Annotated in this window: 1 protein-coding gene; it reads left to right on the forward strand. The window is 44.9% G+C overall.

What is annotated here, in order from left to right:
* On the forward strand, nucleotides 1-581 hold a 581-nt coding region (locus HMPREF2764_RS06735), incomplete at both ends, for a DUF1542 domain-containing protein (RefSeq protein ID WP_070528275.1).

The raw sequence follows: 581 nt of genomic DNA on the forward strand, positions 1-581 counted from the left end.
TGATGCCAATAACGATTTGACTGCTGAAGAGAAAACCAAAGCTAAGGAAGACGCCAAAGCGAAAGCTGACGCAGCGAAGCAAGCAATTGACAACGCGACAACAAACGATGCAGTAACTCAAGCTAAAAACGCTGGGGCAGCAAGTGTATCATCAGTCACTCCAACACCAACAGCTAAACCGGCTGCAAAACAAGCCATCGATGACGCATTGAAAGCTAAGAACGATGTGATTGATGCCAATAACGATTTGACTGCTGAAGAGAAAGCCAAAGCTAAGGAAGACGCCAAAGCCAAAGCCGATGCAGCTAAACAAGCAATCGATAGCGCAACAACAAACGCAGCGGTAGAACAAGCTAAAAATGACGGAGCGACAAGTATATCATCAGTCACTCCAACACCAACAGCTAAACCGGCTGCAAAACAAGCAATTGATGACGCATTAAAAGCTAAGAATGACGCGATTGATGCCAATAATGACTTAACAGACGAAGAAAAAACTGCAGCTAAAGCAGATGCAAAAGCCAAAGCCGACGTAGCGAAACAAGCAATCGACAACGCAACAACAAACGATGCAGTTGAGA

It is taken from the genome of Streptococcus sp. HMSC073F11, assembly GCF_001810785.1.
Lineage (GTDB): Bacteria > Bacillota > Bacilli > Lactobacillales > Streptococcaceae > Streptococcus.